This is a genomic window from Photobacterium lucens, from assembly GCF_009873615.1.
GTDB classification, from domain to species: domain Bacteria; phylum Pseudomonadota; class Gammaproteobacteria; order Enterobacterales; family Vibrionaceae; genus Photobacterium; species Photobacterium lucens.
In genome coordinates, this window is record NZ_SSMG01000313.1 from 1 (window position 1) to 431 (window position 431).

Sequence of the window (431 nt, forward strand, 5' to 3'; positions counted from 1 at the left end):
GTACAGAGGTTTCTTTTTTGTTAGTGATCGGTGATACATAACGAATATAAGGAAACTGCTGAGATTCAATCATAGGAAAATCGATTAATCCATTTGAGGTGCATAGCATCTCCCCCATTCTCAAACCAAGAAAACGGATCTCATTGCTTTTATATTCTAACTCCCTTAGCAACAGCTGAGAATTATCATCACATTGATTTATATCTTGTAATCGGCTTAATTGTTGCGTTTCTAAAATGTAGTCTTTACGTAACTTTTCATCATACCGCTTCATCTCAGAAGTGATAGTTGAGTATGCTACAAAATAAGATAAATATGGTGCAGTTAGGATTGCTACACCATAACTCAGCAAAATAAGAACTATAACAGCAGTCAATAATCGCGCTATTTTTACTATTGGATTCAATGACACTGCTATACCTTCTCCTAAA

1 protein-coding gene is annotated in these 431 nt (G+C 34.8%); it reads right to left on the reverse strand.

The window, feature by feature from the left end; all coding sequences use genetic code 11:
- On the reverse strand, positions 1 to 412 hold a 412-nt coding region (locus tag E5A76_RS13725; protein ID WP_161119262.1), incomplete at its 3' end, for a hypothetical protein.
- Positions 413 to 431: the final 19 nt, after the last annotated feature.